We start from the raw sequence: 24,679 nt of genomic DNA, 5'->3' as shown, positions 1-24,679 counted from the left end.
GCGCCTTATTCGATCACGAACAGCGGCTGTCCGTATTCCACGGCCTGGCCGTTTTCGCCCAGGATGCGGGTGACCGTGCCCGACTTGTCGGCCTCGATCTCGTTGAGGATCTTCATCGCCTCGATGATGCAGATGGTCTCGCCTTCCTTGACCTGGCTGCCCACTTCGACAAAAGCCTTCGCGCCGGGGCTGGAGGAGCGGTAGAACGTACCGACCATGGGCGACTTGACGATGTGGCCCGCAGGGGCTGCGGGTGCGGAAGGCGCAGGCAGCTCGGCCACCTGCGCGGCGGCGGGTGCGGAGGCGGCAGGCGCCTGCACCGGGGCGGGCACATACTGCTGAACCACGCCCCCCACGCTCTTGACGATGCGGACTTTGCCCTCGGCCTCCGTGATTTCGAGTTCGGATACGTTCGACTCGGACACGAGATCGATGAGGGTTTTGAGTTTTCGCAGATCCATGGGAGCTCCAACGGCTATAAAACTGAATAGGGCGCGAATTTACTCCAATTTCGGCCTATCACCGTCTTCCACGGGTATTTTTCATGAACTACATCATGCCAATAACCGCCGGATATCCCAGCGGAACCGCCAGACGGCCGGTGCGAGGGGTCAGCGCAAGGCAGCCCAGCGCTGCAGGTCCTGCGGGGTGATCTGCCCCATTTTACGGTGCAGGACACGGCCGCTGCCGCCCAGGACCACGGTGAACGGCAAACCTCCCGTGAGATTGCCCAGCGATCTGCCCAGGTCCGTGCCGCCCAGGCCGGCCAGCCCCACAGGGAATTCCAGCGGGATGCGCTGCAGGAATTTGCGCACGGCGGACGGCTGGTCGATGGCCAATCCAAGAACTTGCCATCCGTTCGCTCCATGTTCGCGGTAGAAGGCATTGAGCATGGGAAGCTCCTCTACGCAAGGCGGGCACCACGTCGCCCAGAAGTTCAGCAACAAGGGTTTGCCGGCCAGCGACTTGAGCGCCACCGAGCCGCCTTCCGGTTTTTCGAATTCCATGGTCCAGAGCGCTTGCTCGGCCCCCTGCTCCATCGCGTGGGGCTGGAATTTCCACCAGGCCAGGCCCGCGCCGCCCAGCGCGGCGGCGCCCGCCACGCCCGCATAGAGCAGGCGCCTGCGGGAGGCTACGGGCGCAGTGCCAGAGACGGGGGCCGCAGAGGCAGGGTGATCGGAAGAAGGTGTCGTCATGGGGCTGGGGTTTCCTGGAGCAGGCGCCGTACGGCAGTCATGTCGCCCCGCGGCACACGTCCCTTCGCGTCCGGGCGCAAGGCGCCGCGCAGGTCGTCAAGGTCATAGATCAGCAGGTGCACCCCGATCATCTCATTGAGTTCGGGGGATTTGCTGCCCAGGCTCAATGCTTCGACCGACTCGCCATGGAAACCGGTCACCGTGCGCGGTTCATAGTCGACGTGGTGGTCGATCAGGGCTATTTCTGCCGATTTCGGGTCATCGCAGAACAATTGCAGATAAATATCGGACAACCGCGTGGCCGTTCCATGCCAGACCGCGCCTGCCAGATGGGGGCGGAAGGCCGCCATGCGCTCCATCCACACCAGGGCGAGCTGGCGCAGCGCCCGCAACTCGCGCGGCTGGGTGTCGGCACAGAAAAGCTGGATGTACTCCCGCACCGCGGCCTCGACCTGGTCGTTGTCCGGCAGGGGGGTGCGGGCGGGCAGCCCCATCTGGCGCAGCGCCCGGCGCTTGGCCGGGCCCCATTCAAGCCCTTCCTCCACCACCAGCCGGGCCGTGGTGTGGGCGATTTCGTCGCTCAAAGGTGTGTGCATGGCAGTGGGAAGGCGGCAAGGAACGAAACCGCATTGTGGCCCGAACCGCCCACCAGGACTACGGGTTGACCCTAGTCTCCACTCCGGCCACACCCGCATTTACTATATTTTTCATAGCTTCTTGCGCTTGCCAGCCAAGCGCTGGAGCCCCGTTTTCTGTTGAACCTTAGAATCTGCGCCCATGCATATACACATACTGGGCATTTGCGGCACGTTCATGGGAGGCCTCGCCGCACTCGCACGCGAGGCGGGCCACAAGGTGACGGGCTGCGATGCGGGGGTCTATCCGCCGATGAGCGACCAGCTCCGCGCGCTGGGCATCGACCTGATCGAAGGGTTCGGGGCCGACCAGCTTGACCTGCAGCCCGATGTGTTTGTGGTCGGCAACGTGGTCAGCCGGGTTCGGCAGCCCGATGGATCGCCCAAGTTTCCCCTGATGGAAGCCATCCTGGACGCCGGCCTGCCCTACACCAGCGGCCCCCAGTGGCTGGCCGAACAGGTGCTGCAAGGCCGCCACGTGCTCGCGGTCGCGGGCACCCATGGCAAGACGACGACGACCTCGATGCTGGCCTGGATCCTGGAAAGCGCGGGCCAGCAGCCGGGTTTTCTGATTGGCGGCGTACCCCTCAATTTCGGGTTGTCGGCCCGGCTGGGCGCACCCCGGCGCCCGGTGCCCGCGCCCTCGCCACTCGGTGCGGCGCCGCTGTTCGTGATCGAGGCGGACGAATACGACACCGCGTTCTTCGACAAGCGCAGTAAATTCGTGCACTACCGGCCCCGCACCGCCGTGCTGAACAACCTGGAGTTCGACCACGCGGACATCTTTGACGACCTGGCAGCCATCGAGCGGCAGTTCCACCACCTCGTGCGCACCGTGCCCCCGTCGGGCCGGGTGGTCGTCAACGGCCTCGAGGAAAGCCTCGCCCGCGTGCTGCACACGGGTTGCTGGAGCGAGGTGGCCAGCTTTGGGGAGGCCGTCAGCGACTTTTCGGCCGAGGGCGATCCCCAGGCGTTTGATGTGCTGCACCAGGGGCGCAAGGTGGCCCGGGTGGAATGGGCGCTGACCGGCGTGCACAACCAGCTCAACGCGCTGGCGGCCATTGCCGCCGCGCACCATGTGGGCGTCAGCCCCCAGCAGGCGGCCACGGCACTGGCGGCCTTCCAGAATGTGAAGCGGCGCATGGAGCTGCGCGGGACCGTGCACGGGATTGCCGTGTATGACGACTTCGCGCACCACCCCACCGCCCTGAGAACCACCCTGGACGGCCTGCGCCGCAGCCTGGGCCACGGCGTGCGCATCCTCGCGGTATTCGAGCCCCGCAGCAACACCATGAAGCTGGGCGCGATGAAGGCGCAGTTGCCGTGGGCGCTGGAACCCGCCGATCTCGCGTTCTGCCACACGGCCGGGCTGGACTGGGATGCAGCCGAAGCCCTCGCCCCCCTGGGCGTGGGCCCGGGCCTGCGGGCACAGACTGCCGGCGACATCGCCACCCTGGTGCAGCAAGTCACCGCGGCAGCCCGCCCGGGTGACCACATCGTGTGCATGAGCAACGGCGGATTTGGCGGAATCCATGCGAAGCTGCTGGATTCGCTACAAAATAAATAGCTGCCTGCGCTTGTATGACAAGCGCTAGGACCCTGTTTTATTCAAAAGGGTCAGAACGACACGGCCATGCCCGGCACGTCCACGCGCACCACCGGCTTGGCCAGGGCGGCGCTGGCGGCCCGCGCAAAGTCGCGTGACCATGCCGGATCGGCCAGGAGCGAGGCCCCTGCCGCGCGTGCGACGGTAAGCACCTTGTCGGCCAGCAGCACCTTGCCGCTGGCGCGCAGGGGTTCGCAATCGAGCGCGGTGAACTGGTCGTCGAGCCAGCGCCTTCCGGCCTCATGGCCCATGGGCTCGGCGCCCTCCAGATCGAAACGGAATTCCTGGTTTCCGGCCAGATGGACCGACACTTCGCTGTGCATGATGGTTTGCCTTTCTTCTGAAGCCGTGGTGCTTCCCGTGCGTCATCGCACGGGCCGCCACAGGCTTGCAGTTTAGGGCCTCCCGCCTGCGGCGCGGACCATCGGCCCGTCCGCCGTCAACGCGCGCGGCGCGCCTTGACCGCGTCGGACAGCTCGGCGAGCGACACCAGCGAGTCATCCCACCCCAGGCAGGCGTCCGTGATGCTCTTGCCGTACTCCAGCGCGCCGGGCTGGTCCTTGCCGGGCGAGAACTTCTGGGCACCGGCGATGAGATGGCTTTCGATCATGAGACCGAACACGCTGCGCGATCCGCCGGCGAGCTGCGCCGCGATGTCGCGCGCCACGTCCAGCTGCTTTTCATGCTGCTTGCTGCTGTTGGCATGGCTGCAGTCCACCATCAGCGTGGCGGGCAGCTTGGCGGCCTCGAGGTCCTTGCAGGCAGCGGCCACACTGGCGGCGTCATAGTTGGGAGCCTTGCCGCCCCGCAGGATCACATGGCAGTCCTTGTTGCCCTTGGTGTTGACGATGGCCACCTGGCCGTTCTTGTGCACCGACAGGAAGTGGTGGCCCCGGCTGGCCGACTGGATGGCATCGGTGGCGATGCGGATGTTGCCGTCCGTGCCGTTCTTGAAGCCAATGGGCGCCGAGATGCCGGACGCCAGTTCGCGGTGCACCTGGCTCTCGGTGGTGCGGGCACCGATCGCGCCCCAGCTGATGAGATCGCCGATGTACTGGGGCGAGATCACGTCCAGGAACTCGCTGCCCGCCGGCATGCCCAGTCGGTTGATGTCGATCAGCAACTGCCGCGCGATACGCAGCCCTTCGTCGATGCGGTAGGTCTCATCGAGGTAGGGATCGTTGATGAGGCCCTTCCACCCCACCGTGGTGCGCGGCTTCTCGAAGTACACGCGCATCACGATTTCCAGGGTGTCGGCGTACTGCGCGCGCACGGCCATCAGGCGGCGTGCATATTCCAGGGCAGCGGCCGGATCGTGGATGGAACACGGCCCGATGACGACCAGCAGGCGGTCGTCCTTGCCCGCCATGATGTTGTGGATGTTCTTGCGGGTCTGGGTGATCAGCGTCTCGACCGGCGTGCCGCGGATCGGGAAAAAGCGGATCAGGTGCTCTGGAGGAGGCAACACGGTGATGTCCTTGATACGTTCGTCGTCGGTCTGGCTGGTTTTCTCGACGCTGCGGTACCAGGCATCGCTGGTGGGGGTGGTAGGGGCCGTCATGGTTGCTTCCTCGTGGAGTCGGTTGAAGTGGATGGAAAAACGGGAGGGCGGAAAAACAAAAACCGCCGGGCTTTGCAGCGTCGGCGGTTGGTATGGGAAGGTTGTGTCAGCTTGCGCGTTTTCCTCTCATCCGCCGGGGACCGAGATAAAAAACCAAAAATAAAACGCGCTGCGAACTTGCATGGCGACCAATGTAGCACAGGAGTGCGGCAGTGCAGCAAGTTTGAAATGTTGTGAATTCACTACAAGCCAGCAGCATGGCCGCGGCCAAGCTTCTGGTTTACCGCCCCCAGCCGCGAAGCCATTCGCGTGCGCGCTGCAAGGCGGACGGCTTGCGCCGTGGCGCGTCTGGCAGATCACTGAGGGGATCGCTTTGGTGTTCATACATATCGATGAGCAAAAGCGCCTCGCCCAGCGTGCGCCAGGCCAGGAGTTCGAAGTGATCGAAGCTGGCGCCTTCTTTGGCACTGCGGCGCTCCAACATCTGCTGCCAGGCTGCAATGGCGTTCCGCAATTCCCGCAACGCACGCTGATAGGCGCCAAACTCATACAGTGCGTGCCAGGCCGATCCCAGGCCGGTAAGAAGCAATTGGTGTTCGCGCAGCGCCCGAACCAGCGTGGCCACACACGAAAGGATCGCCTGGGGGTCAGCGCCTCCCCGCCGGGCCCTGACGGCCTCGTCAATGAGTTGCGACATCAGCCCGAGACTTTCGCGCAGCTCCCGCGACTCCTCGTCAGCCACCCCCTCCCGCAAGAAGCGGCTGAGGTCACCGAACGACTGGCCCGAATACTGCGAGCCAAAACGCGTGGAAGTCATGGACGTATTGTGCGCGAGCCGGGTCGTTTGATTGAATCTCGCAAGAAGCCCACCACTCTGGCCTCAGAACAAACAGCCCTGCCCCATGCCGCGAAAACGCGATCCGGCGGAGGCTATGGCGCCCGCCGCACCGCACTCAACTTTTTGGACACTTCAGAAAAAATAGCTTTGGCGATCACGGCATTGCCCTTGTCTCCAAAATGAAACTGATCCAGGAACATGTCATCCTTCGCCGAGTACCGGTCGAAGATGCCGGACAAATCCACAAAAGTGAAATTATCCAATTTCAGGTTCGAGAGATTTGAAGACATGGCCTTATAGCAGTCAATGTAATAATCTTTCGAAGCCGAAATGAAGTCTCTTTCACGCTGGGTCAGATCCTTCTTCGTCACGGAAAGAGTGGGCTGCAGGAAAAATACCCAATCCACTTTACTTTCCTGCAGTGCATACGCACCCAAGCGTGCATTCTTTTCAATCCGGCGGGCTACGATTTGCGGCGACACCGGCTGAGCGGCCGGACGCGCATTGACCAACTCGGGCAACTCCTGCCTTCCAGCCACCTTCAGGGCGATGTTCACCAGAGACCGGTAGTAGTCATCGGCGAATGCGCTGAACCACAACACATTTCGCCCCGCATCAGCCCAGAAAACATCGTTATTTCCCGAGAGGGAGATGACCAGATCTGGTTGAAGCTCGGAAAGATAGTTCTCAATGGCAATGCGCTCATGGGTAGAAGACCATGCGGGGTTCGCGAACGTGAAAACCTCGAAGCGGGCCTTGTCCTTCTCCGTTGCATTCGCATTGAGAAGATCACCAAGAATACTGCCAATAGTCTGTTCCTGGCTCGGAGAACCAGAACCAAAAGCGGTTGACCCCCCCGTCAGGAAAATGCGATAGGACCCATTGGGCTTCGGATTCACCAGCTCCTGCTGGCTCCGCATCTGCCAGGAGTTGATATGGGCATTGTGGTGCTGCCCCGGTGTCGGGGCCGTCCCTACAAAAGGCGTGGGCTGATTAGGAACCGACCAGCTGATCTTGCCGGTATCGACAGACGGGTCGCTATAGGCATTGCGATAGTTGTTGCGTTGCTCGTCTGTCAGCTTGGTGGCAGACAACACGCCCGCCAAGGTTTCACCTTGTTCCACCCAGCGAATGGTTCGCTCGAATTTTCCCGCCGCGACATACCCTCCTGCCCAGTATCCGACAGCCACCAGCGAGCACAGCAGAAATGAAGGAAGGAAGAAATATAGAAATTTCTTCATCGTTCAAAATAAAGTATAAATAAACGGAGCTATTACCGATCCTTGACCGAACACGAGCAGAGCCCCCAGCAGCAACAGGACCGCCAGCACGGGAATCAACACATACCTCTTGTGCTCGCGGAAAAATAAAATAAGCTCCTTGATAAGTTCCAGCATCAGAATTGGCGCTCCATGTGTTCAGGTTTTCGGGGCATCTTGTTAATTCGATATGTCTGCAAATCGCCATTCCACTTCTTCTGCAGCGTATCCTTGCCAAGGAGACGCATCAAAAAACCTAGCGGAAAAAATACTAAAATATAAACAATGCCCAGGATGATTCGGGTGTTGATCCAACCCAGCACGTCGCCGACGCGCATCCAGTATTTATAAACCAGGCTCAGCGCAACAGGAAAAACAGTAGCTACCAGGAAAAATATGCCCGCAACGATCCAGGGCCAGTGGGGCCATCTGGCCGACCACAACCAGGGAAGCAGCAAGCCGAAAATCAGGGCAACGAAGCCCCCCATGACATAGCCGAATTTGCGCAGCTCCTGCTTGCGCTCATTCATGCTTTTTTCCAGAGCTGGTTTCATCATATGAAGAATACTCAATCCAGGGCGAGCGCACCCTTGCGCTGACCTACCAACGCATTGTTCTGCGCATCCTTGGACAGCAGTACATTGCCCAATACGAGATAATCCATGTCTGTTCCCATAAAACAGCGATAGGCGTCCTCCGGCGTGCACACGATGGGCTCGCCCCGGACGTTGAAAGAGGTATTCACCAGAACCGAGCACCCCGTCTGGCGCTCAAAAGCGCTCAGAAGCTGGTAAAACTCTGGATTGCTAGTCCTGCTCACCGTCTGGACCCGCGCGGAATAATCCACATGGGTTACCGCAGGAATATCCGAACGCACCTGATGCAGCTGCGCCAGGCCTTGCAGGGATTGATCGGGTTTTCGTTGAATATCTTCATTCACCTGTGCAACAAGCAACATGTAGGGGCTGGGCCGGTCAAGATCAAAATATTTTTCTACATTTTCCTCTTTGACGGCAGGTGCAAACGGGCGAAATGATTCGCGGAATTTTATCTTCAGATTCAGTTGCGATTGCATCGCCGTCGAACGGGGGTCCGCCAATATGGATCTGGCGCCCAGCGCCCTTGGTCCAAATTCCATCCTGTTCTGGAACCAACCCACCACCTTTTCATCTGCGAGCAAGCCTGCAACCGTCTCGTACAGGCCCGTTTGATCCAAGACCGTGTAGCTTGCCCCCAGAGCATCCAGTTTTTCAACAATATCCAGCTGCGCGAACTTGGGCCCCAATAGAGACCCCTGCATCTGATCCACTCCGTTGAAATACTTCCGTTCTTCTTTTCTGAATTTGTGGAAGGCGGCATAAGCGGCACCCAGCGCTCCGCCGGCATCCCCTGCGGCTGGCTGAATCCAAATGTCCTTGAAAATGCCTTCCCGCAGCAGCCGCCCATTCGCAACACAATTCAGCGCCACGCCCCCCGCCATGCACAAGTACTCCGCGGCGGTTTCTTTCTGCAGCTGCCTCGCCAACTTCAGTACAACCTCTTCCGTCACCACCTGTATGGACGCAGCTATATCCATGTCGCGCTGGGTCGGGGCTGTTTCGGCACCACGGGGCGGGCCACCAAACAAATCGGAGAATTTCCGATTGGTCATCTGCAGGCCCGTGCAGTAATCAAAATACTCCAGATTCAGGCGGAATGACCCATCTTCCTTGACATCGATCAGGTTATCAAAAATCAGATCGACATACGTTGGCTTGCCGTATGGCGCCAAACCCATCAGCTTGTATTCTCCAGAATTCACCTTGAACCCAAGGTAATAGGTGAACGCAGAATACAGCAATCCCAGGGAATGCGGGAAATTGATCTGCCACAAGGGAGTCAATTCTGGACCATCCCCCAGCCAGGCGGACGTCGTTGCCCACTCACCGACCCCATCCAGGCACAATACCGCAGCCTTCTTGTACGGACTCGGATAAAACGCAGAAGCCGCATGCGATTCATGATGCTCTGCAAACAGGATCGGCGGCAGGTCGGATTCCTTGCACGACAGCAGGCCGGCAAGCTCCCTCTTGAGAGTTTTCTTTAAATACAGCTTTTCTTTCAACCATATCGGCACCGCAGTGACAAATGATTGAAATCCACGGGGTGCATAGCTTAGATACGTATCCAGCAAGCGCTCGAATTTTAAAATAGGCTTATCGTAGAATACGATGGAATCCAGATCATGCGAGCGCACCCCTGCTTCTTGCAGGCAATATTCAATAGCATGCCTGGGAAACTGCGCATCATGCTTTTGCCGCGTGAACCGTTCTTCTTGCGCCGCAGCAATTATCCGACCCGACTGCAACAGCGCGGCGGCACTATCATGGTAGTATGATGATATACCCAATATATTCACAACGTACAAGCCTTTATATCAAAATACCAGAACAAGTGCCGCAAACATAAATAATGTGCGCATTTTACACATGGCCTTTCAATACACCGGGGCGCATGCGTAGCCTCGGCATGCCCCGCCATATCCGTATGTCCAGGGGAAGTACTTCTGAAGCTGCCTGTCGATCAAATCACCAGGCTTGCAGCAAGGCACTCTCTCGAGCGCTTCCGTGATGGGAGTCGAGTTCTGCCGTTTGGATTTCACTTTTTTCCACACCACGCTCTGAAGGTTTCCTATCGCAGCCCTGCCCACAAGCGCCTGGTACGCTCTTGCACCCAGGTGAAATTGACCATACTCATTGAAGTGGACCCCTCCGGCCACAAGATGCTCCGCGAAATCGTCCGTGTCCACAATGCCCACTTGCGGCAAGCTCCGCGCCACATCCATCTGAGCGGATCTCACGTATTTTCTATATGTCCAGGCAGGATTGTCTTGGATTCTACCAATAATCACAGGAAATTCCATTTCATCGGAACATCCCATATCACTCACATCCCGCCTTATTCTTGTAATAAAGTTTTTTAGATTATTTTTATAATTTTTCGCCCATACCTCATTTAAAGCATCAGTTTCGCCTTGCATGAAAAAGAGCCCTCCCACCCTGAGCCGCACATTTGCCCGTTTGGAATTATAAGCATCTGCAATCACTGCCAGCAATTCATGATACAAGCGACCTCCGGGCATCCAGCTATCAGCAGATGCAGTGTAGTTCAACGATGTATTTGAAATCGCCAATTTGGCAATATAATGATCGCGTGGTGGCTTGTTGTTTAAGAAATGAGCAAGATACAATTCCGGGCCAAAAAAGTCCGTGGATTTTGTACCAAATGGGAATAATTGAGAATTGCCAGCCAGATTTTTATACCCAAAGCCTGGGCCTGCGACTCTCCATCTGGCAAAGTAACTCCAATTGATCGCCCGGGATCGCACAGCGTCGTCATTCCCTGCCACCCCAGGAGGCGCACCATAAATTCCATAAATACTTACATTGGAATAAGTAGTATTCTCTTGGGCATACCTTTCCCCCCTGGAATCAATGTCCTTGACAGACGCCAATCCAACAGCATTCGACTGTCCAGCAACGACATATAGCTGCCTGGGTGGCGCGGACGGATTGGCAGTCTGCGTCATGCATGTTTGAGCATGCGCAGACATAGCGGGAAGGAGCAGCCCAAAAAGGCAAGCCAGGCGCCTCAGGAAATCAGCAGCCTTGCTACTATTCGCCCCCCCGGGTTTCATGCCTTCTTTTAAAAATGCAACGCGGCCGGATGCCGATATTGACCGATCAGGCAAGGCTACTCCAACCGCAAGCAAACCACTAAATTGCGCATGCATGAGCCGTGGCTACCAGGAATACTGCGTCAGTCAGGCCGTGCCGCCCACCGTCAGCCCCTCGATGCGCAAGGTAGGCTGGCCGACGCCCACGGGTACGCTCTGGCCTTCCTTGCCGCAGGTGCCCACGCCGCTGTCCAGGCGCATGTCGTTGCCGATCATGGTCACCTTCTTGAGCGACTCGGGGCCGCTGCCGATGATGGTGGCGCCCTTCACGGGGTAGAGGATCTTGCCGTTCTCGACCCAGTAGGCCTCGCTGGCGGAGAACACGAACTTGCCCGAAGTGATGTCCACCTGGCCGCCGCCGAAGTTGCTCGCGAACAGGCCTTTCTTGATGCTGGCCACGATCTCCTGGGGATCCTTGTCGCCGCCCAGCATGTAGGTGTTGGTCATGCGCGGCATGGGGATGTGGGCGTAGCTCTCGCGCCGTCCGTTGCCGGTGGGCGCCACGCCCATCAGGCGTGCGTTGAGGGAATCCTGGATGTAGCCCTTGAGGATGCCGTCCTCGATGAGCACGTTGCGCTGGCTGGCGTGGCCTTCGTCGTCCACGTTGAGCGAGCCGCGGCGGTCGGCGATGGTGCCGTCGTCCAGCACCGTGACGCCCTTGGCCGCCACGCGCTGGCCGATCCGCCCGCTGAATGCGCTGGAGCCCTTGCGGTTGAAGTCGCCTTCCAGCCCATGGCCGATGGCCTCGTGCAGCAGGATGCCAGGCCAGCCAGGGCCCAGCACCACGGTCATTTCGCCAGCAGGCGCGGGGCGGGACTCCAGGTTCACCAGCGCGGCATGGACCGCTTCGTCCACGTAGCGGCCCATCTGCTTGTCGTCGAAGTAGGCCAGGCCGAAGCGGCCACCGCCGCCGGCGGACCCCATCTCGCGGCGGCCGTTCTGCTCGGCGATCACCGTCACCGACAGGCGCACCAGGGGGCGCACATCGGCCGCCAGCGTACCGTCGGCCCGGGCCACCAGCACCACGTCGTACTCGCTGGCCAGGCCCGCCATCACCTGCGCCACGCGCGGGTCCTTCGCGCGCGCGCGCTGTTCCAGCTTCTCGAGCAGCGCCACCTTGGCGGTGCTGTCCAGGGAGGCGATCGGGTCCACGCCGGGGTACAGGCTGCGGCCAGCAGCTATCTTTTTAGTAGCTACCCGCGCTTTCCCCGCCTGCGCTGCAGACGAAATGGATCGCACCGTGCGGGCCGCATCCATCAAGGAAGCCTGCGAGATGTCGTCCGAGTAGGCAAACGCCGTCTTTTCCCCGCTGACCGCCCGCACCCCCACCCCCTGGTCGATGCTGAAGGAGCCCGTCTTGACGATGCCCTCTTCCAGGCTCCAGCCCTCGCTGCGCGTGTACTGGAAGTACAGGTCCGCATCGTCCACCTGGTGGGTGCGGATCTCGGCCAATGCCCGTGCGAGATGGCTCTCATCGAGCCCGAAGGGGGTCAGCAGCAGTTCGCGAGCGACGTCGATGCGCTGGCTGGTGGCCGCGCGCTGGGGCGCGGCAGTGGTGGAGCGGGAAGTCATCGGGGCATTTTAGGCGCGCGGCCATGCCCGGCAGGGCACGAGGCGGTATGTCCCTATGCCGCATCACGCGGCCGCCCCGATGCTCAGGCTGCCGTCTGATCGTCCAGGCCGGCCTGCGGGGCGTGCGCCTGCACGGATTCGATGCCCGCATCCCGCGCCTTGGCGCCGGAGTACATCTGGCTTTGCCCGATGACCTGGCCATTGCCCGCCTTGAGCGTGAAGTAAGGGGATCCGTCCTTGGCGCTCAGGCGTCCGAACCGGCCGCCCTCGGGCGCGTTCTTGCGCACGGCCTCGATCCCGCCCAGCGCGCTGGCCCGGGATTCGTACAGCTCGCTGGTCAGGATCACCTGGCCGTTGGTGGCCAGCAGGTTGAAGACAAATTTATCGTTCTTCGACTTCTTCAGCTCGAACTTCGCCGCCATGGGGAATCCCTTCGGTTGCTCTGAGGCCAAGGCACAGTTGGCCTGCCGGTTTGTACCCTCTTGCGGCGGCCCGCGCAACGCCCGGGCAGAGACCCTGGGCCTTGCCAAGATTCATCCGGGGCCACGCCGCCCCGGCGCGGTGCGCTACAGCGCGGGACGCGCGTCCTTGGGTTCCTGCTTCTGGGCGCGGGCGACCGACATCAGGATGCCCAGTGCCAGGCCCAGCGTGACCATGGCGGTGCCGCCATAGCTGATGAAGGGCAGTGGCACGCCCACCACGGGCAGTATTCCGCTGACCATGCCCATGTTCACGAAGGCGTAGGTGAAGAAGATCATGGAGACCGCCCCGGCCATGAGGCGCCCGAACAGGCTCGTGGCCCCCGCGGCGATCGACAGCCCGCGCCAGACCAGCATCAGGAAGCAGACCAGCAGGAAAAGGTTGCCCGCCAGGCCGAATTCCTCGGAAAACGCGGCAAAGATGAAGTCGGTGGTGCGCTCCGGGATGAACTCCAGGTGCGTCTGCGTGCCCGCCATGAAGCCCTTGCCCCACATGCCCCCGGAGCCGATGGCGATCATGCCCTGGATGATGTGGAATCCCTTGCCCAGCGGATCGCGCGTCGGGTCCAGCAGGGTGCAGATGCGCTGCTGCTGGTAGTCATGCAGCACCGACCAGCGCACGCCGTCCGCGCACAGCTGGTCGCCCAGGAGCACCAGCGCCAGCACGCCAATGCCCCCCAGCAGCACCGGCGGAAGCACCAGTTTCCAGGACAGGCCCGCGAAGAAGATCACCGACAGCCCCGCCGCCAGCACCAGCAGCGAGGTGCCCAGGTCGGGCTGCTTCATGATCAGCCCCACCGGCAGGGCCAGCAGCAGCCCCGCGGCGGCAAAGTCGAGCGGGCGCAGGGTCCCTTCCCGCTTCTGGAACCACCACGCGAGCATCAGCGGCATGGCAATTTTCAGGATTTCGCTGGGCTGGATGACGATACCGACGTTGACCCAGCGCTGCGCGCCTTTTTTGGTGATGCCGAACAGCGCCACCGCCACGAGCAGCGCCACGCCCGCCGCATACAGCGGCACGGCGAACACCATGATCTTCTGCGGCGGCACCTGGGCCACCATGAACAGGATCGCCCCCGCGATGAGCATGTTGCGCCCATGGTCCATGAAGCGCGTGCCGTGGTCGTAGCCCGACGAATACATGGCCAGCAGCCCGGCGCATGCCAGCAGCACCACCACCAGGAGCAGCGGCAGGTCGAACCCGCGAAACAGGGGAAGAAAACGCTGGGCGAGCGTGGGTTTCTCAAAAACAACGGACATCGCGGGATTATCGTGGCCCCGGGGCCCGCCCGCACCAGGCGGCGTTCACCCCGCCTGGCGAAAGGCCATCACCGCCTGGTTGCGCAGGGTGCGCAGCAGCCCGAGGGCCTTGTCGTCCACGACGATGCCCCCGGCCATGGACTGATCGGCGTAGATGAGCGCGAAGGTCTGGCCCTTGATCTGCAGCGGAAGCAGCAGGAACGAGGGTGCGTTGAGCCCCGTGCGGTACCACTCGGGCAGGCGGGACTGCATCCTGGGCTCGGTCGCGTCGTTGATGAGCGTGTCGGCGCCGCGCAGGCAGACGGCGGCGAACAGGTCTCCCTGGGCCTTGAGCGGCACTTTCATGGCACGCACGGCGGCCTCGCTGCCTTCGCCCAGGCCGAAGCGGCCGGTCAGCAGGTCAGTGCGCGCCTCGCGCAGGCAAAACACCATGCGCCGGAACCCCAGCGCGCGAAACATGGTCTCCAGGATCATGCGCAGCACGTCGTTGAGCTGAAAGCTCTCGACCATGGCGTTGGTGACATCCTGGATGCCCGCGGCCAGCACCTCGTTGACCTGCGCCACCGACACCGCGCCGCCGGCCTGGGACTCGAGCACCGCGGGCAGCGGCTGGGTTTCGCTGGCCCGCAGCTCGTGCGAGCCCAGGGGGTCGTCCTGCGGCATGGCGGCACCCGTCGGGGGCGGCAGCTTCAGCAGCCGCGCGGCGGGCGTGCCCGGGTCCACGCGCAGGTCCAGCGCCTCGGCCAGCGCCACCAGCTTGTGGCGGGCACGCAGGGTGGCATCGGAGATCGCGTCGGCGGACAACGCCAGCGTGCGCGAATAGCGCGTGCCGATCTGGCCAAGGCGCCCTTCCAGCGCGGCCGGCTCGCTCAGCAGCAGCGTGCTGGCCACCTCGTTGGCCGCCATGGCCACCCACCGCAGGCGCTCCACCCCCTGTTCCGGGGCGCGCTGCATCGGCGAGCCCAGGGGCTTTCGCATGCAGCGCTGCAGGCTCTCGGGCAGCCCCCAGACGCGGGCCACGCCCACGCCCAGGTCCTCGAACCCCAGGCCCAGCACCTGCAGCGCGGCGGCTTCTTCGCCGCCCTCCACGCGGCCCGACGCCAGCAGGCTGCGCACCTGCCGCGCCTCTTCCGGAAAATAGAACTCGCACAGCATGCGCCCCAGGTTCTGGAACATGGCCCCGATGAAAGCCTCCTCGGCCGCCTGCGCCGATGCGCACAGTTCGGCCGCCACCGAGCCGGCCATCATGGCGCGCAGGAACTCCTCGCGCATCTGGCTCGCATGGGCCTTGTCCTGCATGTGGTCCAGCAGCACCAGGCTGAGCGCCATGTTGCGCACGGCGTTGAAACCCACCAGGCTCACCGCCCGCGACACGGTGCTGATCGTGCCGCGCCCCGCATGGGCGTAGTGCACGCTGTTGACCAGGCGCAGCAGCTTGTTGGTGAGCGCCACGTCCTTCAGGATCTCGTGCGTGAGGTCGCTGATGCTGTCGTCCTCGGAGTTGGCGACGCGCTGGATGCGCGCCACCGAATCGGAGAGCGCCGGGAAATCGCTCTTGTGGCGCATGCGCCGCAGCAGGAAGTCGAGCGTGGCGTTGCTGGCCGCCGTGGGCGCGCTCGCGGGCGCGGCCCAGGCGCGCAGGGCATCGCGAAACTCCGCCGCCGAGGCGTAGCGCCCGCCCGGCTCGCGGGCCAGGGCGCGCTGCAGGATGGCCCGCAGCCCGTCGTCCACGCCCGGGCCCAGGTCCTGCGGCAACTGCAAGGCTTCATTGGCGATGTGGTACAGCGCCTGCCAGGTGTCTTTCTGGTGGACCAGCGGATGGCCGGTGAGCATCTCCACCAGCACCAGCGCCGCGGAATACACATCCATGGCGGGCGCGGGCGCCGCGCCCGCCGCGGCCTCGGGCGCCAGGTAGGCCGGGGTGCCGCTGGCCATCTGGGCATCCGGCGTGGCCTGCATGGGCGCCGCCATGCCGAAGTCCATGACCCGGGCGTGGCGCTGGGCGTCGATCATGATGTTGGACGGCTTGAGGTCGCGGTGCACGATGCCCGCCTGGTGCGCAGCCTGCAGGCCGTCGAGCACGTCCACCATCAGGGCCACGGCATCGTGGGGCGTGCAGCGCCCCTGCTGCGCCAGGTGTTCGGCCAGTGTCCTGCCCGGCACGTACTCGAAGACGATGTAGGGCTGGCGGCCCTGCACGTCCGCCTCGAACACCGGCACGATGAAGGGGTGCGCGAGGCGCCCCACGTGCCGGGCCTCGCGCAGCCAGTGCTCGAGCACCGACGGGTCCTGGTCCTGCACGGGGCGCATGAGCTTGATGGCCACCTCGCGCTGCAGGCGCGGGTCCAGCGCCAGCCACACCGTGGCCTGGGCGCCCCGGCCCAGAAGCCTTTTCAGCTCGAACCTCCCCAATGAAGCGGACGGCTTCTCGGCGGATCCCAGGGCCCAGCGTTTGGCGGTGGAAAGCGGGGCAAAATCAGTCATGGTGGGGATCAAGGCTGCGGGCTCCACCGTGTGGCGCCCATGCCACGCATCTTATGTCTGGGCCACCGCCCTTTGCAGCAGTGATTCCCCTGCCTTGTCGTTTTCCCCCTCCATGACCACCACCCACCTCCTGTACCTGCACGGCTTTCGCTCCTCTCCCCAGTCCGCCAAGGCCCGGCAGATGGCGGCGTACGTGGCGCTGCACCATCCGGGCGTCACCTTCTGGTGCCCCCAGCTGCCGCCGTCGCCCCGGGCGGCGATGGCGCTGGTGGCGCAGGGCATCGCCCACTGGCCCGGCGCGGCCATGGCGGTGGTCGGCTCGTCGCTCGGCGGTTTCTATGCCAGCTGGGTGGCGCACCACAAGGGCTGCCCCAGCGTGATGCTCAACCCCGCCGTCCACCCGGCGCGCGACCTGGAGCGCCACATCGGCGAGCAGACCTCCTGGCACGACCCGGCACAGCGGTTCTACTTCCAGCCGGAGTACATCGGCGAGCTGCGGGCGCTGGACACTTCGGACCAGCCCCCCGCCGCCCCGGAGATGGCCATCATCGCCAAGGGCGACGAAGTGCTGGACTGGCGGGAAATGGCGGCACGCTACCCGCATGCGCGGCGGATCGTGCAGGAGGGGGGCGAACACGCCCTCGCCAATTTCAGCGACCACCTGCCCCAGGTGGCGCAGTTCCTGCGCCTGGCCTGACCACCAGCGCCACGCGGGCGCCTGTGCTCAGCGGGCGCGGGACGCCCCGGCGCCACCCGCCCCCATCCAGCGGGCATGGTCGTCCGGGTAGGCGATGCGGTAGCGCTTCATGTGGAACGCGGCTTCATCGTCCTTGCCCAGCATCACGGCGCTTTCGATCAGTGCCTCGATGACGCGGGGCTCGGGAGAGTAATGGAGCAGCTCGTGGGCCAGGGCATTCATCTGCTGCGCGTTGTCCCGCGAGAGCGCCATCGTGGTGAGGCGCGCGAAGTCCAGCTGGCTCGCAAACATCACGGAAGAGGACACCCGGCCAGGGAGGTCATCCCGGTACGCCGGGGCCCTTTGCGCGCTGGGCTTGTAGAACTGGCTCACGCGGTGGTAGTCCCAGGCGGCAACGCCGCACACGGCGAGGACCGCCACGGCCACCACCAGCCCCGCAAGCCCCGCCCCCGGCGCGGGGCCGCCCGCCGCCCGCCGCGGCCAGGCCAGCAGCGCCACCGACAGCAGGGCCACCAGCTGAAAAGGCCCGTACCACAGCGGGTACTCCAGCATGCTGTGCAGCCCGATGATCGCCAGGGCACCCCAGGCCAGCTGGCGCGCGGGATCGGTCTCGCGCCACGGCCGGGCGTGCACGCACCAGGCCACGAACGCCCCGCACAGCGCCAGGGCCGCCGGCAGGCCCAGCTCCACGGCCAGGTGCAGGGGCAGGTTGTGCGCGTTGTCCAGCAGCACGCAAAAGCGCTCGCCGGGGAACAGCGTGATGTAGTGCGCATAGTCCAGCTCCCCCCAGCCCCAGCCCAGCCAGGGCTTTTGCGCGATCAGGGTGAACATGTTGGACCACAGCACCCGGCGGCTGGTGCACGCGTGCGCGCCATCGGTGAAGCGATGGAACAGCGCATCTGCACGGACGCCCTGGAACTGCCAGAGCAGCTCGGGCAGCAGCCATGCGGCCGCGAGAAAAATCGAAAGCCCGACCGCGCCCATGCGCAGCGCGCTGTCCCTGCCGGGCCCCCGCCACAGCACCAGCAGCCCCAGGATGAGCAGCCACTGCACGGCGACTGTCCGCGACGCCGTGGCGGCCTCGCCCACGGCGATCCCCGCCAGCGCTGCCGCAGCAAGCACGTTCGAGAGCGCGGTGGATGGCGGCCACCGCCCCGGGCCCGGCGCTTCCCCGCCGCGTTCCCCTGCGTGGGACGGCCGGGCATGCAGCGCCCACCACAGCCAGGCCCATGTGCCCAGGCTGAGCAAGGTCGCCTGCTGGTTGCGCTGGCGCAGATTGCCCACGGCCTGCCCGGGCACGGAGGCGTGGATCCAGGGGCCCAGGCCCACATCGCCCGCCACGTACTGGACAAGTCCGATGGCGCTGGCCACGACCGCGGCCGCGCCCAGCCCGCCCGCCAGCAGCATTCCCCACCAGGCGCGCCCTCCGCGCCGGGGTGCCTCCGCGTGCACCGACCAGGCCCCCAGCAGCAGGAGCACGGCCACGCACACCCACGACACCAGCACGGGCCAGAAATTGGAGATCGGGGAGTCGGTGAAGGCGAAGAGGAACGGCAAGACCACTGCGAGCAACGCCAGCGGTGCGGCAATGGCATCAAAAAGCATGTCGATAGAACCGTGCCATCATGAAGGACCCTGGATCATAGGGGCTGGTTTCGCACCCCGCACCCCGCGCGCCGCCGCCTGCCCGCACCTGCCCTGCCGTCCTCCCGCCTGGCGGGAGCTCCCGGGCCGCCGGTAACATCTCCACCAGGCAACTTCCTCGCACACCCCATGAGAATCGCCCTGCTTTCCGACCTGCACCTGTCCGTGCAGCCCCTGGCCCTTGCCGTGCCCGACACCGACGTGGTGGTGCTGGCCGGAGACCTGCAGCGGCCCGCGCAGGCCATGGCGTGGGCACGGCAGCTGGGACTGCCCACGGTCTTCGTGGCGGGCAACCACGAGTTCTACGGCTCGGACCTCGTGACCACCATGGCGCAGTTGCGCGCGCATGCCGAGGGCAGCGGCGTGCGGGTGCTCGAACGTGGCGAGTGGCGCCACGGCGGCGTGCGTTTCCTGGGGTGCACGCTGTGGTCGGACTACCGGCTTTTTGACTCGGCGCAGCAACGCGACGAGACCCTGGCCAAGGCCGTGGAGCTGGTGCGCGACTTCACCCGCATCCGCGTGGCGCCCGAATTTCCCCAGCCGTTCACCCCCGCGGTGTCGCAGATGCTCTTCGACCAGTCCGTCGCCTGGCTGGAAGAGCGTTTTGCCGAGCCGTTTGACGGCCCCAGCGTGGTCGTCACGCACTTCGCGCCGGCGCGCGGCAGCATTGCCAGCCAGTTCGCCGGCTCGCCGCTCAATGCCTGCTTCGTCTCCGACCTGGAGGAGCGCATCCTGCGCTGGCAACCCCGCCTGTGGCTGCACGGCCACGTGCACGACAGCTTCGACTACACCATCGGCGCCACGCGCGTCGTCGCCAATCCACGGGGCTACGCGCCCCAGGGCGTGGTGGAAAACAAGGCGTTCGCTCCCGGACTGGTCCTGGAGATCTGACAATCGGCGCCCGGCGCCCATGGGAGAATGCCGGCCATGCATGCATTGTTTGAAGAAGCCGGCAAGTTCATGGCCGGCCGTATCCTGTCCGAAGCCGACACCTCCGCCCAGGTCGAGCTCGACTCGGGCAAACGGGTCAAGGTCAAGGCCGCCAACCTCCTCCTGAAATTCGAGAAACCGGCTCCCGCCGAGCTGGTCGCCCAGGCCCAGGCCGTGGCCGAGACCATCGAGCTGGACCTGGCCTGGGAATTCGCGCCCGAGGACGAATTCGGCTTTGCCGACCTGGCGCGGGACTATTTCTCCGACAACGCCACGCTGGCCCAGCAGGCCGGTGCGCTGTTCCGCCTGTACGACGCGCCCCACTATTTCCGCCGCGCGGGCAAGGGCCGGTTCAAGAAGGCATCGGCCGAGATCCTGCAGCAGGCGCTGGCGGCCATCGAGAAGAAAAAGGCCGTCCTCGCGCAGATCGACGAATGGGCCGCAGCGCTGGGACGCGGCGAATGCCCGCAGCCGATCCGCGACCAGCTCTACAAGATCCTGTTCAAGCCCGACAAGAACGCGCCCGAATACAAGGCCGTGGTGGACGCCAGCCGCGCCACGCACACCGCGCCGCTCGATCTGCTGCAAAAGGCCGGCGCCATCGACTCGGCCTACCAGTTCCACTGGAAGCGCTTCTTGTTCGAGAACTTCCCCAAGGGCACGGGCTTTCCGGCCGTCACGGCGCCCGCCATTGCGGACGAGCTGCCGCTGTCGCCCGCGCAGGCGTATTCCATCGACGACTCGCAGACCACCGAAATCGACGATGCGCTGTCGGTGCAGGGCCTGGGTACGGGCACCGTGGTGCTGGGCATCCACATCGCGGCGCCAGGCCTGGCGATCCAGCCGGGCAGCGCCATCGACCAGCTCGGCCGCGCCCGCCTGTCCACGGTGTACATGCCGGGCTACAAGATCACCATGCTGCCCGACGACGTGGTGCAGACCTACACGCTGGACGAGGGCCGCGCCAACCCGGCCGTGTCGCTGTACGTGACCATCGACGAGGCCACGCTGGAGTTCAAGAGCTCCGAGACCAAGCTCGAGCGCGTGCACGTGGTGGCCAACCTGCGCCACGACCAGCTCGATGCGGTGGTGACCGAAGAATGGCTGTCCAACCCGGCGTTCGAGCATCAAAACGACCCCCAGCGCTTGTCCGACCTGCGCCCCCAGCTATCATTTTTGCACCGCCTGGCCAAGGACCTCAAGGCCCGCCGCGAAGTCGTGCGCGGCAAGCCCGAGAACTTCAACCGGCCGGACTACAACTTCCGCCTGGTCGGCAACAACGGTGCCGAGCCCACCGGCGACGAGCAGGTGCAGATCAGCGTGCGCCAGCGCGGCGCGCCGCTCGACCTGATCGTGGCCGAGGCCATGATCGTGGCCAACAGCACCTGGGGCAGCTGGATGGCCGAGCTGGGCGTGCCCGGCATCTACCGCAGCCAGGCCAGCATGGCGCCGGGCGTGAAGGTGCGCATGGGCACCAAGGCGCTGCCGCATGCGGGCATCGGCGTGAAGGCGTATTCATGGGCCACATCGCCCCTGCGCCGCTACACCGACCTGGTCAACCAGTGGCAGATCATTGCCTGCGCCCGCCACGGCAAGACCGCCGCGCTGGCCGCGCCCTTCAAGCCCAAGGACGCCGACCTGTTCTCCATCATCAGCAGCTTCGACGGTGCCTACAGCGCCTACAACGGCTACCAGGCCGGCATGGAACGCTTCTGGACGCTCAAGTATGTGGAGCAGCACGGCATCACCGAGCTGAACGCCACCGTATTCAAGGAAGGCCCGGGCGGCAGCTTTTTGGTGCGGGCGGACGACATTCCGCTGGTCTTCCCGGTGCTGGGCGCGCAGAACCTGCCGCGCGGCGCGCGCCTCCTGGTGAAGCTGGGCGAGGTGGACGAGATCACCCTGGACATCCACGGCACCGTGATCGAGCGCCTGGACGACCCGGCCGATAGCAGCGACGACGGCCCGGTGGAGGACGCCGAGGAAGAAGACGACACCGTGGCGGGGCCCATCGCCATCGCCGTGGATGTGAACGAGGCCGAACCCGCCACCGCTGATAATCCCACCCCGTGAACATGGCCCCCACGCTCCCCGGCCCCGTCTGGCCGCGGCCCCCCGAGGGGGCCGCGTTGGATCCGGGGGCATCCCTGAAATGAAACTGCCCGCCTTCCTTCGCACCTTCAGCACGCTGCAGCTGGCGCTGGGCGTGTCCATCGCCGTGCACGCCGCGCTGATCTCGGTGCGCTTCATCGACCCCGAAGGCTTCAACCGCGTGTTCCAGGACACGCCGCTCGAAGTCATCCTGGTCAACGCCAAGTCCAACGAGCGCCCCGACAAGGCCCAGGCCATCGCCCAGACCAACCTGGCGGGCGGCGGCGATGCCGACAAGGGCCGCGCCACCAGCCCCCTGCCGTATTCGGCGCTCACGGCCATTGGCGACGATTTCGAGGAAGCGCAGCGCAAGATGGATGCGATGCAGGAGCAGCAGGCGCAGCTGCTGGCCCAGCTGCGCAAGCAGCTGGCCACCCTGCCCGAGCCCGACCCGCGCAAGCCCAGCCAGAGCGCCGAGCAGGCCAACGAGCAGGAAAAGCGGCGCCAGCTCGTCAAGCTGCTGGCCGAGATCGAAAAGCGCATCAACGAAGAAAACTCGCGCCCCAAGAAGCGCTACATCAGCCCCGCCACGCGTGAGGAAGCCTACGCCGCCTACTACGACACGCTGCGCCGCAAGGTGGAAGACAAGGGCACCGAGAACTTCCCCGAACAGGGCGGGCGCAAGCTGTACGGCGAGCTCACGATGATCGTCACCGTCAACCACGACGGCCGCGTGCTGGAGACCGAGGTGGTGCAAGGCTCGGGCAACACCACACTCGACCGGCGCGCCGAGGCCATTGCCCGCGCCGCAGGGCCCTTTGGCGCCTTTGGCACCGACATGCGCAAGAAGGCCGACCAGATCGCCATGGTGGCGCGCTTCAAGTTCACGCGGGACCAAACCCTGGAAACCAGTGTTCGGTAACCCCCCTGAGTCGCCTGCGGCGCCTTCCCCCCAGGGCGACGCCGCCTGCCGCCTGGCAAAGCCAGTTCCGCGGCAGCCCCGGCCTGACCCCGCTCCCTGCATGCAGCCCTTGTTGTTCCCATGACACCTTCGCCTCTCGCCCCCGACCTGTACTGCGTGATGGGCAACCCGGTGGCGCACAGCCGCTCGCCCGCCATCCACGCCCGCTTCGCCGAACTGACGGGCGAGCACATCGCCTACGAGCGCCGCCTGGTGCCCATGGATGGTTTTGCGCAGGGCGTGCGCGACTTCGCGGCCCAGGGCGGGCGCGGCTGCAATGTCACCGTGCCTTTCAAGACCGAGGCGCCCGGTCTCGCCACCGAATGCAGCGAACGCGTGCAACTGGCCGGTGCGGCCAACACCCTGACCTTCCGCGCCGATGGCGGCATCTATGCCGACAACACCGACGGCCTGGGCCTGGTGGCCGACATCACGCGCAACGCGGGCATCTCGCTGGCGGGGCGCGATGTGCTGCTGGTGGGCGCCGGTGGCGCCGCTGCGGGCGTGCTGGGCCCGCTGCTGCGGGCCGGTGCGCGCCACATCACCGTGGCCAACCGCACGCTGGCCAAGGCACAGGCCCTGGTGCAATCGCACAGCACGCTCGCCTCGCTACAAAAATCAGAGCTGCTAGCGCTTATCCCACAAGCGCTAGATGCCAATTTTGATGTCATCATCAATGCCACGGCCAGCAGCCTTGCCGGTGCCGAGGTGCCGGTGCCCGCCCACGTGCTGCGCCCGGGCTGCCTGGCCTACGACATGATGTATGGCCCCGCAGCGCAGGGTTTTCTGGACTGGGCCCGGCGCCACGGCGCCGTGCCGCGCGACGGCCTGGGCATGCTGGTGGAGCAGGCCGCCGAAGCGTTCCTGCTGTGGCGCGGCGTGCGCCCGCCCTCGGCGCAGGTGCTGGCCGAACTCCAATCCGCCCTCTGACTGAACCCACGGAACAAGGACACGCTGCGATGAAAGCCGTGCTGCGCTGGCTGGGACTGGTGGTGCTCGCCTTCGTGGCGCTGCAGCTGTTCTTCGTGGTCCGCATCGCGGCCATGGTGGCCATCGACCCGGAATCCACCAGCTTCCAGCGCTCCGAGGCCTGGGCGCAGCTGTCCAGCACGGGCCAGGTGCGCTGGCGCCAGCAATGGGTGCCCTACGCGAGCATCTCGGACTCGCTCAAGCGCGCCGTGATCGCGTCGGAAGACGATGGCTTCGTGAGCCACGACGGCGTGGACTGGACGGCCATCGAGAAGGCCTGGGAGCGCAACGCCAAGGCCGAGGCCCAGGCCAGCAAGGCGCAGGCCCGCGCCCCCGACCGCCCCGTGCGCGCCCCGAAGATCCGGGGCGGCTCGACCATCACGCAGCAACTGGCCAAGAACCTGCTGCTCTCGGGCGAGCGCACGCTGCTGCGCAAGGGCCAGGAGTTCGTGCTGACGCTGCTGCTGGAGCAACTGCTCTCCAAGCAGCGCATCCTGGAGATCTACCTCAACAGCGTGGAGTGGGGCGAAGGCGTGTTCGGCGCCGAGGCGGCCGCGCAGCACTACTTTCGCAAGAGCGCCAGCAAACTCACCGCCGGCGAGGCCGCGCGCCTGGCGGTGATGCTCCCGGCCCCCAAGCGCTTCGAGAAAACACCCGGGTCCGCGTATCTGGCGGGCCGGTCGCGGACGATTCTGGCGCGCATGGGCAGCGCGGAGCTGCCGTGACGGGGCGGGCCCTGCGCCACCGCAGGGCCTGGGGGCACCTGGCCCTGCATCCGACCG

Annotated in this window: 23 protein-coding genes; 7 read left to right on the top strand and 16 right to left on the bottom strand. The window is 64.6% G+C overall.

The features are described 5' to 3' along the window. Positions 1-5 precede the first annotated feature (5 nt). From accB to AC07OD_RS11130, 3 genes are all read right to left on the bottom strand, one after another. A complete protein-coding gene (gene accB / locus AC07OD_RS11140) occupies positions 6-461 on the bottom strand; it encodes an acetyl-CoA carboxylase biotin carboxyl carrier protein (RefSeq protein WP_494596649.1) in 456 nt (151 codons plus the stop codon). Positions 462-611: 150 nt separating this feature from the next. Then, the gene (locus tag AC07OD_RS11135) at positions 612-1,196 is read right to left on the bottom strand and encodes a TlpA family protein disulfide reductase (RefSeq protein WP_492253841.1); all 585 of its coding nucleotides are present in this window, start codon (positions 1,194-1,196) and stop codon (positions 612-614) included. Beyond that, positions 1,193-1,792 carry a hypothetical protein gene (locus AC07OD_RS11130; RefSeq protein WP_218296064.1) on the bottom strand — a complete coding sequence of 200 codons (600 nt, stop codon included), beginning with the start codon at positions 1,790-1,792 and terminating at the stop codon, positions 1,193-1,195. The genes AC07OD_RS11135 and AC07OD_RS11130 overlap by 4 nt, the downstream gene beginning before the upstream one ends. A gap of 181 nt (positions 1,793-1,973) precedes the next feature. Here AC07OD_RS11130 and mpl point away from each other — a divergent pair, with 181 nt between their 5' ends. Then, a complete protein-coding gene (gene mpl, locus AC07OD_RS11125) occupies positions 1,974-3,398 on the top strand; it encodes a UDP-N-acetylmuramate:L-alanyl-gamma-D-glutamyl-meso-diaminopimelate ligase (protein WP_494596646.1) in 1,425 nt (474 codons plus the stop codon). A gap of 50 nt (positions 3,399-3,448) precedes the next feature. On the opposite strand, the gene AC07OD_RS11120 is transcribed toward mpl, so the two are convergent. From AC07OD_RS11120 to AC07OD_RS11065, 12 genes are all read right to left on the bottom strand, one after another. Then, complete coding sequence (locus AC07OD_RS11120) at positions 3,449-3,760, bottom strand: hypothetical protein (protein ID WP_218296066.1); 312 nt, start codon at positions 3,758-3,760, stop codon at positions 3,449-3,451. A gap of 116 nt (positions 3,761-3,876) precedes the next feature. After that, a complete protein-coding gene (locus AC07OD_RS11115) occupies positions 3,877-4,998 on the bottom strand; it encodes a 3-deoxy-7-phosphoheptulonate synthase (protein WP_218296067.1) in 1,122 nt (373 codons plus the stop codon). A 280-nt stretch (positions 4,999-5,278) separates the two neighbouring features. After that, positions 5,279-5,815: a hypothetical protein gene (locus tag AC07OD_RS11110; protein ID WP_218339694.1), complete on the bottom strand. Its 537-nt coding sequence runs from the start codon at positions 5,813-5,815 to the stop codon at positions 5,279-5,281. Positions 5,816-5,928: 113 nt separating this feature from the next. Further along, a complete protein-coding gene (locus AC07OD_RS11105) occupies positions 5,929-7,077 on the bottom strand; it encodes an SGNH/GDSL hydrolase family protein (RefSeq protein WP_492253843.1) in 1,149 nt (382 codons plus the stop codon). Between the two features lie 3 nt (positions 7,078-7,080). Continuing rightward, positions 7,081-7,233 (bottom strand): DUF5989 family protein, encoded by a 153-nt coding sequence (locus tag AC07OD_RS11100; RefSeq protein WP_218296070.1) that lies wholly within the window; start codon positions 7,231-7,233, stop codon positions 7,081-7,083. Next, positions 7,233-7,625, bottom strand: coding sequence for an SxtJ family membrane protein (locus AC07OD_RS11095; protein WP_492253844.1), 393 nt, complete (start codon positions 7,623-7,625; stop codon positions 7,233-7,235). Before AC07OD_RS11095 ends, AC07OD_RS11100 begins: the two co-directional genes overlap by 1 nt. A gap of 38 nt (positions 7,626-7,663) precedes the next feature. Beyond that, the gene (locus AC07OD_RS11090) at positions 7,664-9,493 is read right to left on the bottom strand and encodes a carbamoyltransferase family protein (RefSeq protein ID WP_494596730.1); all 1,830 of its coding nucleotides are present in this window, start codon (positions 9,491-9,493) and stop codon (positions 7,664-7,666) included. Positions 9,494-9,571: 78 nt separating this feature from the next. After that, on the bottom strand, positions 9,572-10,867 hold the full coding sequence (locus tag AC07OD_RS11085) for a sialate O-acetylesterase (protein WP_494596642.1): 1,296 nt from the start codon (positions 10,865-10,867) through the stop codon (positions 9,572-9,574). Between the two features lie 30 nt (positions 10,868-10,897). After that, positions 10,898-12,382, bottom strand: a complete 1,485-nt coding sequence (gene tldD / locus AC07OD_RS11080) for a metalloprotease TldD (RefSeq protein ID WP_494596640.1) — start codon at positions 12,380-12,382, stop codon at positions 10,898-10,900. A gap of 83 nt (positions 12,383-12,465) precedes the next feature. Beyond that, positions 12,466-12,804 carry a YegP family protein gene (locus tag AC07OD_RS11075; protein ID WP_218296075.1) on the bottom strand — a complete coding sequence of 113 codons (339 nt, stop codon included), beginning with the start codon at positions 12,802-12,804 and terminating at the stop codon, positions 12,466-12,468. 144 nt (positions 12,805-12,948) lie between these two features. Beyond that, the gene (gene rodA / locus AC07OD_RS11070) at positions 12,949-14,121 is read right to left on the bottom strand and encodes a rod shape-determining protein RodA (protein WP_492806940.1); all 1,173 of its coding nucleotides are present in this window, start codon (positions 14,119-14,121) and stop codon (positions 12,949-12,951) included. Between the two features lie 45 nt (positions 14,122-14,166). Then, positions 14,167-16,605: a protein kinase domain-containing protein gene (locus AC07OD_RS11065; protein WP_494596637.1), complete on the bottom strand. Its 2,439-nt coding sequence runs from the start codon at positions 16,603-16,605 to the stop codon at positions 14,167-14,169. A 112-nt stretch (positions 16,606-16,717) separates the two neighbouring features. Between AC07OD_RS11065 and AC07OD_RS11060 the strand changes: the two genes are divergently transcribed. Further along, positions 16,718-17,302, top strand: a complete 585-nt coding sequence (locus AC07OD_RS11060) for a YqiA/YcfP family alpha/beta fold hydrolase (protein ID WP_218339699.1) — start codon at positions 16,718-16,720, stop codon at positions 17,300-17,302. 27 nt (positions 17,303-17,329) lie between these two features. On the opposite strand, the gene AC07OD_RS11055 is transcribed toward AC07OD_RS11060, so the two are convergent. Then, a complete protein-coding gene (locus tag AC07OD_RS11055) occupies positions 17,330-18,907 on the bottom strand; it encodes a Wzy polymerase domain-containing protein (RefSeq protein ID WP_494596634.1) in 1,578 nt (525 codons plus the stop codon). A 168-nt stretch (positions 18,908-19,075) separates the two neighbouring features. Here AC07OD_RS11055 and AC07OD_RS11050 point away from each other — a divergent pair, with 168 nt between their 5' ends. The 5 genes from AC07OD_RS11050 to mtgA all read left to right on the top strand — a co-directional run bounded on the left by AC07OD_RS11050 (position 19,076) and on the right by mtgA (position 24,622). Beyond that, entirely contained in the window at positions 19,076-19,837 is a 762-nt protein-coding gene (locus AC07OD_RS11050; protein WP_494596632.1) for a metallophosphoesterase, read from the top strand. 36 nt (positions 19,838-19,873) lie between these two features. Continuing rightward, positions 19,874-21,949, top strand: coding sequence for a ribonuclease catalytic domain-containing protein (locus tag AC07OD_RS11045; RefSeq protein ID WP_494596630.1), 2,076 nt, complete (start codon positions 19,874-19,876; stop codon positions 21,947-21,949). Between the two features lie 79 nt (positions 21,950-22,028). After that, positions 22,029-22,889 (top strand): TonB family protein, encoded by an 861-nt coding sequence (locus AC07OD_RS11040; protein WP_218296082.1) that lies wholly within the window; start codon positions 22,029-22,031, stop codon positions 22,887-22,889. A 120-nt stretch (positions 22,890-23,009) separates the two neighbouring features. Further along, the gene (aroE, locus tag AC07OD_RS11035) at positions 23,010-23,858 is read left to right on the top strand and encodes a shikimate dehydrogenase (RefSeq protein ID WP_494596628.1); all 849 of its coding nucleotides are present in this window, start codon (positions 23,010-23,012) and stop codon (positions 23,856-23,858) included. Between the two features lie 29 nt (positions 23,859-23,887). Continuing rightward, on the top strand, positions 23,888-24,622 hold the full coding sequence (gene mtgA / locus AC07OD_RS11030) for a monofunctional biosynthetic peptidoglycan transglycosylase (RefSeq protein WP_218296084.1): 735 nt from the start codon (positions 23,888-23,890) through the stop codon (positions 24,620-24,622). Positions 24,623-24,679 lie beyond the last annotated feature (57 nt).

Source organism: Acidovorax sp. GW821-FHT10E03 (genome assembly GCF_059415205.1).
The sequence above is the reverse complement of the archived record's forward strand: the minus strand, read 5'-3'. Positions and strand labels throughout refer to the sequence as shown.